Origin of the sequence: Ottowia thiooxydans (assembly GCF_040548795.1) — a bacterium.
Taxonomy (GTDB): domain Bacteria; phylum Pseudomonadota; class Gammaproteobacteria; order Burkholderiales; family Burkholderiaceae_C; genus Ottowia; species Ottowia thiooxydans_A.
The window spans coordinates 431,727-445,822 of record NZ_JBEPSH010000005.1; the positions used below are offsets into that span (position 1 = coordinate 431,727).

The 14,096-nt window shown below is 59.4% G+C and carries 12 protein-coding genes; 7 read left to right on the forward strand and 5 right to left on the reverse strand.

The annotated features are described in order from the left end of the window. Positions 1-215: 215 nt before the first annotated feature. The gene (locus ABIE13_RS14120; protein WP_354444447.1) at positions 216-1,079 is read left to right on the forward strand and encodes a lysophospholipid acyltransferase family protein; all 864 of its coding nucleotides are present in this window, start codon (positions 216-218) and stop codon (positions 1,077-1,079) included. Positions 1,080-1,165: 86 nt separating this feature from the next. Here ABIE13_RS14120 and ABIE13_RS14125 read toward each other — a convergent pair whose 3' ends face one another. After that, positions 1,166-2,137, reverse strand: coding sequence for an alpha/beta fold hydrolase (locus ABIE13_RS14125; RefSeq protein WP_354444449.1), 972 nt, complete (start codon positions 2,135-2,137; stop codon positions 1,166-1,168). A 92-nt stretch (positions 2,138-2,229) separates the two neighbouring features. Here ABIE13_RS14125 and ABIE13_RS14130 point away from each other — a divergent pair, with 92 nt between their 5' ends. After that, entirely contained in the window at positions 2,230-2,637 is a 408-nt protein-coding gene (locus ABIE13_RS14130) for a DUF488 domain-containing protein (protein WP_354444451.1), read from the forward strand. A 182-nt stretch (positions 2,638-2,819) separates the two neighbouring features. Beyond that, complete coding sequence (locus ABIE13_RS14135) at positions 2,820-3,581, forward strand: hypothetical protein (protein WP_354444453.1); 762 nt, start codon at positions 2,820-2,822, stop codon at positions 3,579-3,581. Positions 3,582-3,599: 18 nt separating this feature from the next. On the opposite strand, the gene yihA is transcribed toward ABIE13_RS14135, so the two are convergent. Then, positions 3,600-4,337, reverse strand: a complete 738-nt coding sequence (gene yihA / locus ABIE13_RS14140; protein ID WP_354444455.1) for a ribosome biogenesis GTP-binding protein YihA/YsxC — start codon at positions 4,335-4,337, stop codon at positions 3,600-3,602. Between the two features lie 156 nt (positions 4,338-4,493). Between yihA and ABIE13_RS14145 the strand changes: the two genes are divergently transcribed. The 3 genes from ABIE13_RS14145 to ccsB all read left to right on the forward strand — a co-directional run bounded on the left by ABIE13_RS14145 (position 4,494) and on the right by ccsB (position 9,019). Further along, positions 4,494-5,111, forward strand: a complete 618-nt coding sequence (locus tag ABIE13_RS14145) for a c-type cytochrome (RefSeq protein ID WP_354444457.1) — start codon at positions 4,494-4,496, stop codon at positions 5,109-5,111. A 443-nt stretch (positions 5,112-5,554) separates the two neighbouring features. Then, positions 5,555-7,657: a cytochrome c biogenesis protein ResB gene (locus ABIE13_RS14150; RefSeq protein ID WP_354444459.1), complete on the forward strand. Its 2,103-nt coding sequence runs from the start codon at positions 5,555-5,557 to the stop codon at positions 7,655-7,657. A gap of 15 nt (positions 7,658-7,672) precedes the next feature. After that, complete coding sequence (ccsB, locus tag ABIE13_RS14155) at positions 7,673-9,019, forward strand: c-type cytochrome biogenesis protein CcsB (RefSeq protein ID WP_354444461.1); 1,347 nt, start codon at positions 7,673-7,675, stop codon at positions 9,017-9,019. Positions 9,020-9,594: 575 nt separating this feature from the next. On the opposite strand, the gene lysA is transcribed toward ccsB, so the two are convergent. After that, positions 9,595-10,881, reverse strand: coding sequence for a diaminopimelate decarboxylase (gene lysA / locus ABIE13_RS14160; protein ID WP_354444463.1), 1,287 nt, complete (start codon positions 10,879-10,881; stop codon positions 9,595-9,597). After that, positions 10,878-11,132, reverse strand: a complete 255-nt coding sequence (gene lptM, locus ABIE13_RS14165; RefSeq protein WP_354444465.1) for an LPS translocon maturation chaperone LptM — start codon at positions 11,130-11,132, stop codon at positions 10,878-10,880. Before lptM ends, lysA begins: the two co-directional genes overlap by 4 nt. A gap of 14 nt (positions 11,133-11,146) precedes the next feature. On the opposite strand from lptM, the gene cyaY reads away from it, so the two are divergent. Continuing rightward, positions 11,147-11,476 carry an iron donor protein CyaY gene (gene cyaY / locus ABIE13_RS14170; RefSeq protein ID WP_354444467.1) on the forward strand — a complete coding sequence of 110 codons (330 nt, stop codon included), beginning with the start codon at positions 11,147-11,149 and terminating at the stop codon, positions 11,474-11,476. Positions 11,477-11,611: 135 nt separating this feature from the next. On the opposite strand, the gene ABIE13_RS14175 is transcribed toward cyaY, so the two are convergent. Beyond that, positions 11,612-13,999, reverse strand: coding sequence for a penicillin-binding protein 1A (locus tag ABIE13_RS14175; protein ID WP_354444469.1), 2,388 nt, complete (start codon positions 13,997-13,999; stop codon positions 11,612-11,614). Positions 14,000-14,096: the final 97 nt, after the last annotated feature.

Below are 14,096 nucleotides of genomic sequence, written 5' to 3' on the forward strand. Positions count from 1 at the left end.
GTGGGGAAGCTTGGTTTGTGAAGAGAGAGGGCTTGTTCAGGTGATGCGCGCCTATTGGGCTGGGAGGGCGGAGGGGGCGCTATTATTGGCGAGGTCTGCCTTGCGATCATTTGGCTGGTACGCGCGTGGGCTCAGGTTTTTCCTGGTGTTTTTTTGGGGCGGTGCGCCCTGCGTTTTCCTGATGGGATGGCGCGAGACAATGGTCATCTTCAAGCATGCAGCATCCCGGTATTCTTTTCATGCGCGCTCTGGCGCCTCTGCCGTTGGCCTGGATTCGTGGTCTGGGCAGCGTCATGGGGCATCTGCTTTTTGTGCTGGCGCGGCAGCGGCGGCATATTGCGCTGACCAATCTGCGGCTGGTGTATCCGCAGTGGTCTGATGGGCAGCGCCGTGCAGTGGCGAAGCGCAGCTTTGTTTATTTCAGTCAGGCTTTTCTTGACCGGTCCTGGCTTTGGCATGCTGATCCGGAAGTCGTCAGGCAGCGCCTGCGCATTGTGGGGGCTACTGAAGACCTCACGCGTGACGGCGCCGTGGTGATGTTTGCTCCGCATTTCTATGGCATGGATGCCGGTGGCAGCGCGGTCATGGATCAGATCGATAGACCGGCCTGTACGATCTATACCACCCAGCCGGACGCCGTACTCGATGCCTGGATGCAGCAGGGGCGCAAGCGTTTTGGCCGCGCTACCTTGCTGAGCCGCACGGAGGGGGTCAAGCCCATCGTGCGCGCCCTTCGCGAGGGCAAGATGTTGTATTTGCTGCCCGACATGGATCTCGGGCCGGAAGAGTCGGTGTTCGTGCCTTTTTTTGGCGTCACGGCTGCGACCGTTCCATCACTGCCGCGCTTTGCCAGGCTGGGCCAGGCTCGAGTGGTCCCGGTGGTCACGCGCTTGACGGACACGGGCTACGAAGTCCGCATTCACCCCGCGTGGGAAAATTACCCCAGCAGCGACGTACTGGCCGATACCGCGTTGATGAACACCCGCCTGCAGGGCTTCATCAACGAGATGCCTGAACAGTACTATTGGGTTCATAAGCGCTTCAAGACCCGGCCACCGGGTGAGCCTCCGCTCTACTGAGCCGCCTTCATTGCAGCGGTATCGGTAGGCCAGTTGGTGGAACATTTCAGCCCGCTAGCGCTGTGGCCCTTGTGTGCCAGGGCACATCAGACCGTCCGAAGAAAAGATCTGATTTCAGCCGCTAGTCGCGCGGGCTGTTCGTGAACGACCCAATGCGTGGCTCGCTCAATACGGGTCAGCACCAGATGGGGCACCCATTGTTCCAGGCCGTCCGTAAGGGATGGCGGCAGAGCGCTGTCTTGCATCGCCCAAAGCACCAGAGTGGGCAGGGTGACCTTGAAGGCCTCGGGAGGCAGATCGATGTGGGCTGCTGCAGGATCTTCCTTGCTGGGAGGGCGCAAGGGCGAAGCGCGGTAGTAGTTCAATCCTCCGGTCAAGCCGGCACCGTGCGATGAGGGTGCATTTCCTGACCACACTGCACGGTATTGGGCCCGCAGTGAATCGGTCATCCATCCGGCGCCGTCCGGCAGGCTTTGAGGCGCATCGGGCACGCCAGCTCCCGAAGCACCCATGGCGTCGAAAAAGGGCCATAGCCGGGCGAAATCATTGGCAGCCAGCAGTCGCTCCGCATCTGGCCGGATGAGGAAATTCATGTAAGCGCTGGCAGCTTGCTGCGCGGCACTGTGCTTGAGCTCACGCAAAAAAGTCTGAGGGTGCGGCGAATTGATGATCACCAGGCGATGCATCAGTTCTGGCCGAGCGCTGGCCAGATTCCAGGCCAGTGCGCCGCCCCAGTCATGCGCAATCAGTCCAGCCAGTTGCCCGCCCGGCCCGCATTCACTGGTGATCAAGGCGGTCACGTCTTCCAGGAGGGGCTTGGCTCGGTAGGCGGAGACCTCGTGCGGCGAGCTGGAGTGTTCGTAACCGCGCAAATTGGGCGCTACACAGCGGTAGCCGCCGTGTTCTGGTTGTGCGAAATGTCCCAGTAGCTCGTCCCAGGCGAACGCCGCTTCTGGAAATCCATGCAAAAACAATAGCACTGGACGGCCTCGCTGGCCTGCGCTACGGCAACTCAGTTCAATTCCGTGGGGCAGTTTGGCCATCCAGGTTTCAATCAAGGCTGCACTCCTGCAAATGGGTTGTATGGCATTTTCGATAAGGCACTGCTATCGTAGTGCTGAAATCCAGAACCCGACAAGCGAGGCAAAGCATGAGCATCCGAATCGTTCGATTGGGCACCCCGCGGGCTGCCGGAGAAGGCGTCAGGTTGGGAACCGTCCGGCGCCCTCCGCGTGGGGTTCCCAAGGCCCAGTTTGCCAGTGGCAATTGGTACGACGTCTGGTATCCCAATCTTTCGCCCTCGGTTGAAACCATGAAGCTGGCGCTGGGGACGCACAAGGAGCTTGATGTGACCAAGGCCTCGCGGGATTGGGCCTTGTTCACTCGGTTGTTCCGCAAGGAAATGTCCGAGCCCGATACTGCTCGTACGCTGGACATGCTGGCGGCGCTCTCGCACGGCGCAGACTTTTCGCTCGGATGCTACTGTGAGGAGGAGGGTAAATGCCATCGCTCCGTACTGCGTTCGCTGTTGTCAGAGCGTGGAGCCAGCATCGAGTGACCTCGCCGAGGGAGGCGGCAATTCCCTCATGAGTCTCTGCAAATGAACCATATCTTTTGAGCTGTTACTCATAAGGGTATTCCCTTGATTTCGGGGGCTCCTTGGAGAGTGGGCTTCATGGCCAACTGTCGGGGGCCGGGTCACGGGATGCGTTCATTGGACCCTTAGATACTGGCTTGTTTATGAATTTCCCAACGGTCTCGGACACCCTTCCTCTTCCGAGTTACGGCACTTCACCCTCACGAGAGAGTTTTCCTGCGCCCCCATCCACGCGCGTGCGTGTCGGCACTGGGCATGAAGCTCCCTGCTCGGCAGATTCGAAGCCTGTTGATCAGGATTTCCTCCAACGCATCGCATCGGCAAGGCAAGGTGGCAGTGGGTTCGTGCTCTGCAACGCGACGCCCAAATTTACCAAGTCGACACCAGAATTCAGCACCCCGGCGCGCCCAGTGGAGCAGCGTGTCATGCCCATGATCAGTCCATTGGACCGGGCGTATCTCACTTTGCCGAGTGCAGAAGACGTGAAGGAGGAGATGGAGCAATACCTTGCTCTGGCACATTCGCCGGTCCTGCCTATGACCAGTCCCTTGGACCGGGCGTATGTCTCCTTGCCGAGCTCGGAAGACGTGGAGGACGAAATGAAAGAGTATCTCGCTCATGCCCGGCCAGCGCCCATGAGCGTTAGGGAGCAGGCATACGCCCTATTGCAAAAGGGAGAAGAATTGCAAAAAGAAATAGATGCGTGTCTTGCGCGTCTGCACCAGCCACCTATCCATGTGTTGCAAGGCCCTGTGGGGGGCACGCATGTCGTCCCTGGCTCGCAGGGTTCGGTGGCCTCCAACCAGCTACCGCCCGTGAACCCTCTGGACCGTGCATACGCCAGCTTGCCGAGTGCAGAAGATGTGCAGCAAGAGCTGGATGAATATCACGCGCGCCAAAGGTAGGCACATTCCCCTTAGGTTCTAAGGGGTCTGTTCGGGAGGAGGTTCAGAAGACTCATCAGTAGGCGCTGGATGCGGCACGTGGGATTCCACGAGCTCGCGCAGCCAAAGCGCTGCATCTTCCAGTCCTTGGCGCTTGAGCGCGGAAAACAATTTGACTTCCCCGCCGCCCGCCTGCAGCTTGGCGATGGACAGGGCCTTGGCCTGGTCCGAACGCGTCAGCTTGTCGGCTTTCGTCAGCAGGATCAGGAAATCCATGCCTTCTTCGACGCGGGGCCGGATGACCTCCAGCAGTATTTCGTCCAACTCTTTCAATCCATGGCGCGGGTCACACATCATCACAACGCCTGCGAGGTTTTCGCGGTGAACCAGATAGTTCGCCATCACCTGTTGCCAGCGCCGTTTGTCATCCTTAGGTACTGCCGCGTAGCCATAACCAGGCAAATCCGTCAGAACGGCATCGGTCTGGCCCTGGCGGCCCAATGCAAACAGGTTGATGTGCTGGGTGCGGCCAGGTCGTTTGGACGCGTAGGCGAGCTGGTTTTGCTGAGTCAGCGTGTTGATGGCAGTGGACTTGCCCGCATTCGAGCGGCCCACAAAAGCGATCTCAGGATAGGCATGATCCGGCAACTGATTCAATTGCGCGGCGGTGGTCAAAAAGCGTGCCGTGTGCAGCCAACCCAGGGCTTCGCGCGCGCGATCCTCACGGGCCTTCTCAGGATTAGGCTGCACGGAATCGGGCTGTGGTGGCTGGGTCATGGCTTTGGAGACGGCTGTCGCGAAGACGCGCGGAAGCGGCCGGAAATAAGGTCAAGGAGCGGCATTGTAGAATCACAAGGTTCAGTAGGTTGCCAAACCTTAGGTGGATCGACTGACATAAGCTCCCTCGAATACAACTCAAGAAGACGATCGCCCATGAAGTCGCTCGCCACTTTGCTCTCGGCCACGCTGTTCGCGGCCACTGCTTTCGCCGCTGACGCGCCTGCCGTTCCCAAGGCCGATCTCGTCAAAGGCGCAGCCAGCTATGCTGCCGTTTGCGTAGCCTGTCACGCAGCCGATGGCAACTCCACGGTTCCGTCGCAGGCCAAGCTTGCTCAACAGCATCCAGAATACCTGCTCAAGCAGCTGCTCGAATTCAAAAGCGGCGTGCGGGATAACCCTGTGATGAAGGGCTTCGCCGCTGCTCTCAGCGAAAGCGATGCTCGAAACATCTCCTGGTGGCTGGCATCGCAAAAAGCGAAGCCCGGCTTTTCCAAGGACAAGGATACCGTGATGCTGGGCGAACGCATCTACCGCGGCGGCATCTCTGATCGCACCGTCCCTGCGTGTGCCGGTTGCCACAGCCCCAACGGCGCAGGTATTCCTGCCCAGTATCCCCGCCTTTCCGGTCAGTATGCCGAGTACACGGCTGCGCAGTTGATCGCCTTCCGTGACGGAACGCGCAAGAACAATACGGTCATGCACGACGTCGCTGCCAAGATGAACGATCGCGAGATCAAGGCAGTCTCGGATTACATCGCCGGTTTGCGCTAAGCCGTGCGACCGGGTTTGCTCCGGTCTGGCAGAGCATGAGCAAACCCAGGCAGCCTCAGTATGAGGTGGTCTGTGGCTGTGGTCTTGGCTAAATTGGATGCCACAAGGGCCTGTAATTCAGTGCCCTCGGCCGTGTTCAGCACGGCGTTGGGGCCCGCTCGCTTTTGCGGGCGAGACTGCTCAGCGCTGCTGAGTCGGGACTTTCGCGGTTTTTCTGGAAGAAAAAGGCGATGCAGGTCGAGAAACTGACGTTTAGGCGGAACGCAGTGAGAGTATTGGGCTCCAATGCCATGAGTACGGCTGCGCGGTGCGAGGTAAAGACTTCGGGGTACTTGACCGGTTTGACGCAGCAGCCCGCACCCCACGAGAAGATTTCGAGCATGTTCGAGCATGGCCGAGTGCTCGAGGCGATCAACGGTTAGACGGAGACTATCGAAGAAGGCATGGCGACCATCACTACGGAAGGCTTTGAGCCTCAACGCGGCTCCCGTGCCTGGCGTACAGCTGTCGAACTGCTGTCGTCCATGCGCTTCGCGATCGCGCTGCTTACCATCATCTGCATTGCGTCGGTCATAGGGACCGTGCTCAAGCAGCACGAACCGGCCGTCAACTACACCAATCAATTTGGTCCGTTCTGGGCTGAGGTTTTTCTCACGCTCAAGCTCAACGCTGTTTACAGCGCCTGGTGGTTTCTGATCATTCTGGCTTTTCTGGTGGTGAGTACTTCCTTGTGCATCGCCCGCAGTACGCCCAAGATTTTTGCGGATCTCAAGAACTACAAGGAAAACATCCGCGAGCAAAGCCTCAAAGCTTTTCATCACAAAGCGACGGCGCATCTGCCGGGTGATCCGCAGGTAGAGGCGCAGCGTATTGGCCAGTTGTTGGCAACGGGCGGCTGGAAGGTGCGTTTACAGGAACGCGACGTCGCCCAGGGTAAGGGGTGGATGGTGGCCGCCAAGGCGGGCGGTGCGGGGCGCCTCGGATATATCGCCGCGCACAGTGCCATTGTGCTGGTGTGCCTGGGTGGTTTGCTCGATGGTGATCTGATCGTGCGGGCGCAAACCTGGTTTGGGGGCAAATCCATCTACACAGGGGGTGGTCTGGTGTCGGAAGTGAAACCAGAGCATCGCTTGTCCGAGAACAACCCCACTTTCCGGGGCAACCTGGTCGTGGCTGAAGGCGCTCAATCGAGCACAGCCATCCTGAGTCAATCTGATGGTGTCCTGCTGCAGGAATTGCCATTCGCAGTCGAGCTCAAGAAATTCATTGTGGAGTATTACTCCACAGGCATGCCCAAGCTCTTCGCCAGTGAAATCGTCATTCACGACAAGGCGACTGGCGAGAAGAAAGACGCCCGGGTCGAAGTCAATCATCCCGCAAGTTACAAGGGTGTTCACATCTATCAAAGCAGTTTCGACGACGGGGGCTCGCGCGTGAAGCTGCAAGCGGTGCCCATGACGGCCAACAGCCGTCCGTTCGAAATTGAAGGCACTATAGGCGGCTCGTCGGAAATCACCAATGGCAACGAAAAGCTCACGCTGGAGTACACCGGCCTGCGTCTGATCAACGTGGAGAACCTCACCAACGAAGACGTGGGCGTCGATGTGCGCAAGGTGGATCTGCGCCAGGCCTTGAATGAGCGATTGGGCGCGGCGGACAAAAGCGTAGTGAAAAAAGAGCTTCGCAACGTCGGCCCCAGCGTGAGCTACAAGCTGCGCGACACCTCTGGCCAGGCGCGTGAATACAACAACTACATGCTTCCGGTGGACACCGGAGATGGCACCCCTGTCTTCCTGCTGGGTGTACGTGACACACCCGCTGAGCAATACCGCTATCTGAGACTGCCTGCAGACGAAGACAGTTCCATGCAGGGCTTTTTGCGTCTTCGCGCGGCCTTGCTCGACCCCGAGCAGCGTGAGCGCGCCGTCCGTGCGTATGTGGCGAAGGCGGTGGAGCCTGATCGTCCGGAGCTGGTAGAGCAGTTGGCGGCATCGGCTGCGCGCGCTCTGGACCTTTTTGCCGGCGAAGAGGCTGTCAAAGGGGAGCGCAAAGGCGGTCTGCAGGCCATTTCCGACTTTATGGAAGAAGCGGTGCCCCAGGGCGAGCGGGAAAAGGCCGCCGGGGTGTTGCTGCGTATTCTGAACGGCACCTTGCTGGAGCTGAGCACGCTCGCGCGCGCATCGCAAGGCAAGCCTCCGATGATCGAGAACGAGCAGAACGCCCGGTTCATGAATCAGGCCATACTGGCCCTCTCGGATATCAATTTCTATCCCGCCCCGGTCGCGCTGGAACTCAAGGATTTCACGCACGTGCAAGCCAGCGTCTTCCAGGTTGCACGCGCTCCCGGCAAAAACGTCGTTTATCTGGGCTGCCTATTGCTCATTCTGGGGGTTTTTGCCATGCTCTACATTCGCGAGAGGCGTTTGTGGGTGTGGCTGGCTCCCGAAGGCTCGGGCGCGCAAGCGACCTTGGCGCTGTCTTTCAACCGTAAAACCCTGGATGCCGATCGCGAGCTCGGCCACCTTCAGCAGAAATTGCTGTCCTGACTTCGAGGCTTGGCCATGAACACCACGAGCACTGCCGTCGCACCTTCCCCCAGAGCGATCACCCTGAACGAAAGTTACTTCAGCCGCCGCAATTGGGCCGACTGGCTTTTTGCACTCCTGGTTGTTGCCGGCGCGTTCTTTGCCTTTTCGCGCTACAACGCCTCCATGGACGGCTACGAAAAAGCCATTCTGTTTGGTGCCGCTCCGGTTCTCATCTGGTTGGGCTGGTTCTGGCGGCCTCTGCGCAATCTGATGGTGGTCGTCGCGGCATTTTCCTTGCTGGCCATCGTCTCTTACGAGGGCGATCTGCGGCGGGCTGACACAGTCTTCTGGCTGAAGTATTTCATCTCCAGCCAGTCTGCCATTCTGTGGATGAGCATGTTGTTCTTCATGAGCACCGTGTTTTATTGGGTGGGCATGTTCTCGCGCGGGCAAGCGGCTGCTTTTGAGAGCCTCGGCTCAAAAGTGGCCTGGGCTGCCGTCACATTGGCCCTGATCGGCACCATGGTGCGCTGGTATGAGAGCCACCAGATTGGCCCCGATATCGGCCATATTCCCGTCAGCAACCTCTACGAAGTATTCGTACTGTTCTGCTGGATGACCGCGCTCTTCTACCTCTATTACGAAGCACAGTACAAGGCCCGTTCCATGGGTGCCTTTGTCATGCTAGTGGTAAGCGCTGCCGTAGGGTTCTTGCTTTGGTACACACTGGTGCGAGATGCCCATGAAATCCAGCCCCTGGTGCCCGCGCTCAAAAGCTGGTGGATGAAGCTGCATGTGCCTGCCAACTTCATAGGCTACGGCACCTTTTCATTGGCCGCCATGCTGGCATTTGCCTACCTGATCAAGCAGCAGGCGTCTGAGACCAAGTGGTACCGGTTGCAGTCCATCTGGCTTTTCGGTATTGCGCTGTGTTTTGTACCCATCGCCTTCCGGCAAAGTAGCGTCAGCGAAGCAGGCGGTACTTATTGGCTCGTCTACGCCGTGATCGCTGCGGTGATCGTTGCCGGCATCATCCTCGGGCGCAAACGCATTGCCGAGCGCCTACCAAGCCTGGAGGTGCTGGACGATGTCATGTACAAATCCATTGCCCTTGGGTTTGCATTTTTCACCATTGCCACCGTCCTCGGTGCCTTGTGGGCAGCGGACGCCTGGGGCGGCTACTGGAGCTGGGACCCCAAGGAAACCTGGGCTTTGATCGTCTGGCTCAACTACGCTGCCTGGCTGCACATGCGCTTGATGAAGGGCCTGCGAGGAACCGTGGCCGCCTGGTGGGCGCTGGCTGGCCTGGGTGTGACCACCTTCGCTTTCATCGGCGTCAACATGTTCCTGAGTGGGCTGCATAGCTACGGGACGTTGTAAAGCGTGTAGGCCGAATTCTGCTTCGAGGCCGAGCGAAGCAATGGCCCGAGTCAGGCTTCCTCCCCCTGTGGCCGTGCCGAGGAGCGCAGGGCCAGGGGCGGGCAAGAGCACTGCAAGATGCTCTTGCTTCGTGAACTAGCTTGCGGCAGCTGTTTGAACGTAGAGAGCGAAGCGAAAGAAGTGAGTTCTGCCGCGCCGCCCCTGGACTGAGCACCGGAGGTTGCCCGTAGCGAAGTGTAGGGTCGCGGCCGGCATAGGCGCGGACTTGGGGCCGCCTTTTCTTGCGCCAGGTTCTTTTGGCGGAGCACCGGAGCGCCGGCCGAAAGAAGGTGGCTGCGCTGCCGGGCGCACTCCCCGGCCTCCGACCTCAATTCAATAGCAGAAGGCAACTCATAAGCGCAGCGATTCAATCAACAGCCGCTGGCCCTCACCGGTTGGCCGGCCCCGCCCGGCCCTCTCCCGCAAGCGGTAGAGGGAGAGAGACAGGGAGTCACGTCCTCATCTGCATACGCCACAGGCCGTAAAACGCTCGGGCGGAAGATTTTGAAAGGCTTGGCGCTAAGCCCGCCAAGCACTCAAACCGACTCCAACCGCCACAACTCCCGAACATCCTCCCGCGCCCGAATCAGGCGCGATTTCTCCCCATCCACCATGACCTCTGCAGCCCGTGGACGCGAGTTGTAGTTGCTGCTCATGCTCATGCAGTAGGCCCCCGCAGAGAGCACTGCCAGAAGATCACCAGCTTGCACCGCCAAGGCGCGGTCTCTACCCAGCCAGTCACCACTTTCACACACCGGCCCCACCACGTCGTACTCTATGGCAGTCGCCTCGCGCGGCTGAACTGGCACGATCTGGTGAAACGCCTCGTAGAGGGCAGGGCGAGGCAGGTCATTCATGGCTGCATCCACAATGCAGAAGTTCTTTTGCTCGCCCGGTTTGATGTACTGCACCTCCGTGATGCAGACGCCTGCATTGCCCACCAGTGAACGGCCGGGCTCGATCAACACGGTCCGGTCGCCGAACCCGCGGGCATCCAGACGCGCCAGCAAGCGGGCCCAAAGTGCGTCTGCCGGAGGTGGGGTGTCTCCGTTGTAATTGATGCCCAGCCCACCACCGAAGTCGATGTGATGGATGGGAATTCCGGCCGCTTCTATCGTGGTCACGAGGTCAAGGACGCGTTCCATGGCTTCCAGGTACGGCGCTTCTTCGGTGATTTGCGAGCCAATGTGGCAATCGATTCCCACCACACGCAATCCCGGCAGAGCAGCTGCGCGTTGATACGCCATAAGCGCGTCTTCGTGGGCGATGCCGAACTTGTTGCCCTTCAAACCCGTGGAGATGTACGGGTGGGTCTTGGCATCTACGTTGGGGTTCACGCGGATACTGACGGGCGCCACCAGCCCGGATTCCAGTGCCACTGCGTTCAGCACGTCCAGTTCGGCGAGGCTTTCAACGTTGAAGCAACCCACACCGGCCTGCAAGCCCTGACGCATCTCCTGGCGGGTCTTGCCGACCCCTGAAAAGATGATCTTGGCGGGCTCCGCCCCAGCGGCCAAGGCGCGTTCGAGTTCGCCAGAGGAGACGATATCAAAGCCGCACCCTGCGTCGGCCAGGAGTTTCAGAATCGCAAGGGAGGAATTGGCCTTCATCGCATAGCAGATCAGCGATTTCCGCCCGGCCAGACCGCGCTGGTAGGCTGCCAGTGCCGACAGCACTGCGGCTTGCGAATAAACAAAAAGCGGTGTGCCGTGCTGGGCGGCCAGTTTGCGGATCGGCACCTGCTCAACGACCAGCTCGCCGTCGCTGTAGGCCACGAAAGGACCGCCAGGCAAGGCGGGTGAGTCTGAAGGCAGGTGGTTCATTGCGTTTCGGGCAGATTGGGCAGGGGCGATGGCCGCGGTGCTTGCTCGGTGGGCGTTGCAGCCGCAGGCGCGCCTGGGGCGTTCTTGGGCTTGCCAAATACGGTTTGCGGCAGCGTGGCACGCTCCGCAGCGGGTACGGTGGGCGGAATGACCAGGGCTCCCTTTTGCCCACAGCCGGTCAATATGACCGCAATGAGGGGCAGGGCAAAGCCGAGGACTAGAATTCTTGCAGGCTGCAGCGTCAGTGGCATATGAAACGATTGTAATGACCGACCTTGAATATCAAAATTTGGCTGAAACCTTGCTGGCCCGCATTGAGGCCCGCTGTGACCAGCTCAACGAGTCCACAGATGCCGATATCGACAACCAGCGTGTGGGCGGCATGGTGACCCTGGCGTTTGCCGACGGTAGCCAGGTGATCGTCAATCTGCAGAAACCGCTGCAAGAAGTATGGCTGGCAGCGCGTTCCGGAGGCTATCACTACCGTCACGACGGCCAAGTCTGGCGCGATACCAAGACCAACGAGGAGTTCTACGAAAGGCTCACAGCCAGTGTGAGCGAGCACGCCAGAATGCCTTTGGTTTTCAGTGCCTGAACGGTACAAGCCAGAGTACCAATCAAAAAGACAGCTCTTCAATGGGACAAAGGCGTCCAGACGCAGACTGGGCGTCTGCCAGCATCGAAGCGGCCCCATGGGCATCGCTTCGATGTTGGCCGATCTTCAGAGTGATTAGTTCTTGAACAGATCCAGAATGCGGTTGCGCTCTTCTGAGGGAGCCTGAGTCTCCTGTGGTGCCTCCGCGGGCGGAGTCAAGCCGGCGCCGCCCAGGTGGCTGATACCGCCGCCACGCGCATACTCTTCGTAGTACCAGTCGCTACCGACGTTGACGACGCCTTCAGGTGGCGTGAGTTGCGCCACTGGCACGCCTTTCAGCGCGGTCTGCATGAAGTCAATCCAGATTGGCAGTGAGAGTCCGCCGCCTGTTTCCCGGGCCCCCAGGTTGCGCGGTGTGTCGTAGCCCATCCAGACGACGCCCACCAGGCTGGGTTGATAGCCCGCGAACCATGCGTCCATGGAATCATTGGTCGTACCAGTTTTGCCGTAGAGATCGGGCCGTTTGAGCGTGGCCTGAGCCCGCGCTGCGGTGCCGCTGCGTGCGACTTCCTGGAGCATGGTGTTCATGATGAACGCGTTTCTGGCGTCAATGGCGCGGTTGGCCTCGCTAGGCTGAGCTGGTTGCCCATCGACGAGGATCTTGCCCGTGTGATCCGTCACGCGAGTGATCAAAAACGGATTGACGCGGTAACCGCCATTGGCGAACACGCCGAACCCGGCGGCCAGTTGCATCGGGGTCACGGACCCAGCACCCAGCGCCATGGTCAGGTAAGGCGGATTGCGCTCGGCATCAAAGCCAAACCGTGTGATCCAGTCTTGAGCGTACTGGGGCGTGATGGACTGCAGCACCCGGATGGAGATCAGGTTGCGTGAGCGCGCCAGACCGCGCTTCATGCTCATGGGCCCCTCGAAACCACCTTCGTAGTTCTTTGGTTCCCATGGTTGTCCTCCTGTCACGCTGCTGTCGAAGAACAATGGCGCGTCGTTGATGACGGTTGAAGGGGAGAAACCTTTTTCGAGTGACGCGGAATAGACAAACGGTTTGAAACTCGAGCCCGGCTGCCGCCAGGCCTGGGTCACATGGTTGAACTTGTTTTTGTCAAAGTCGAAGCCTCCAACCAGCGCCTTGACGGCACCGTTGCGGGGATCCAGTGCTACCAGCGCGCCCTCTACCTCAGGCAATTGGGCGAGATCCCACCCACCCTTGGCATTTTTGACGACGCGGACGATGGCCCCGGGCCGTATGCGGATCGCAGGGGCAGCCTTGGCGGCCAGACCACCTTGCGCTCCCCGAAGACCCTCACCGGTGACTTCGACCTTCTCGCCGTTCTGGCGCATGGCCACGACTTTCTTGGGCTCGGCATCTATCACCACGGCTGCCAGAAGGTTGCCCGTATCTGGGTGATTGACCAGGGCGTCATCGATCGCATCTTCGATTTCTGCTGCGTCTTTGGGCAGATCGATGAATTTTTCCGGACCGCGATAGGCTTTGCGGCGATCGAAATCGAGAATGCCCTTGCGGAGCGCCTCGTAGGCAGCGTTCTGATCGTCGGCTTTGATGGATGTGTAGACGTTCAAGCCACGGTTATAGGTCTGGTCGCCGTATTGGGCGAACATCAGCTGGCGTACCATTTCTGCAACATACTGCGCCTGAACACGGGTGCCCTCGCTGGGAGGACGGATGCGCAGCTCTTCCTTCTTGGCCGTCGCGGCTTGTTCGGCGGTAATGAAGCCGTTGTCCTCCATGCGCTCAATGATGTAGAGCTGGCGGGACCGGGCGCGCGTAGGGTTGCTGATGGGGTTGTTGGCAGACGGTGCCTGGGGCAGCCCGGCCAGCATCGCGGCTTCGGCAATGGAGATGTCCTTGAGCGGTTTTCCGAAATACGCTTCGGAAGCGGCTGCAAAACCATAGGATCTATTGCCGAGGTAGATCTGGTTCATATAGATTTCCAGGATCTGATCCTTCGTCAGCATATGCTCGAGCTTGAAGGTGAGCAAAATCTCGTAGATCTTGCGCGTGTAGGTCTTCTCGGAAGACAGATACACGTTGCGCGCCACCTGCATGGTGATCGTGGAAGCGCCCTGGCTTTTCACTCGGCCCAGGTTGGCTATGGCGGCACGGGCCACGCCCACATAATCCACCCCGTTGTGCTGATAGAAGCGGGCGTCCTCAATGGCCAGGACCGCGTCCTTCATGACCTGAGGGATTTCCTTGATGGGCGTCAAGTTGCGGCGTTCTTCGCCGAACTGGCCAATCAATGCGCCTTCTGCTGTGAACACGCGCAGGGGAAGCTTGGGCCGGTAGTTGGACAATTCCGACACATCCGGCAGATTGGGGTAGGCGATGGCCAGCGCCATAAGGCCGGCCATCACCGCACAAGCCACTGCGGCGAACAAGGCTCCAAATATCCACGCGAAGGCCTTGAGCATCCAGCTCAACCATTTCGGGGTGTTGGCATCGCGGCTCTTGGCCTGGTGGGCGCCTGATTTTTCTGTGGGCATACAGCAACTTCGATTAGTTAGTAGGCACTTTCGCGCAAGAGTGTGAGTTCAGGACGTTTTTTTGACCGAACAAATAAGTGAATCATCATTGAAACGG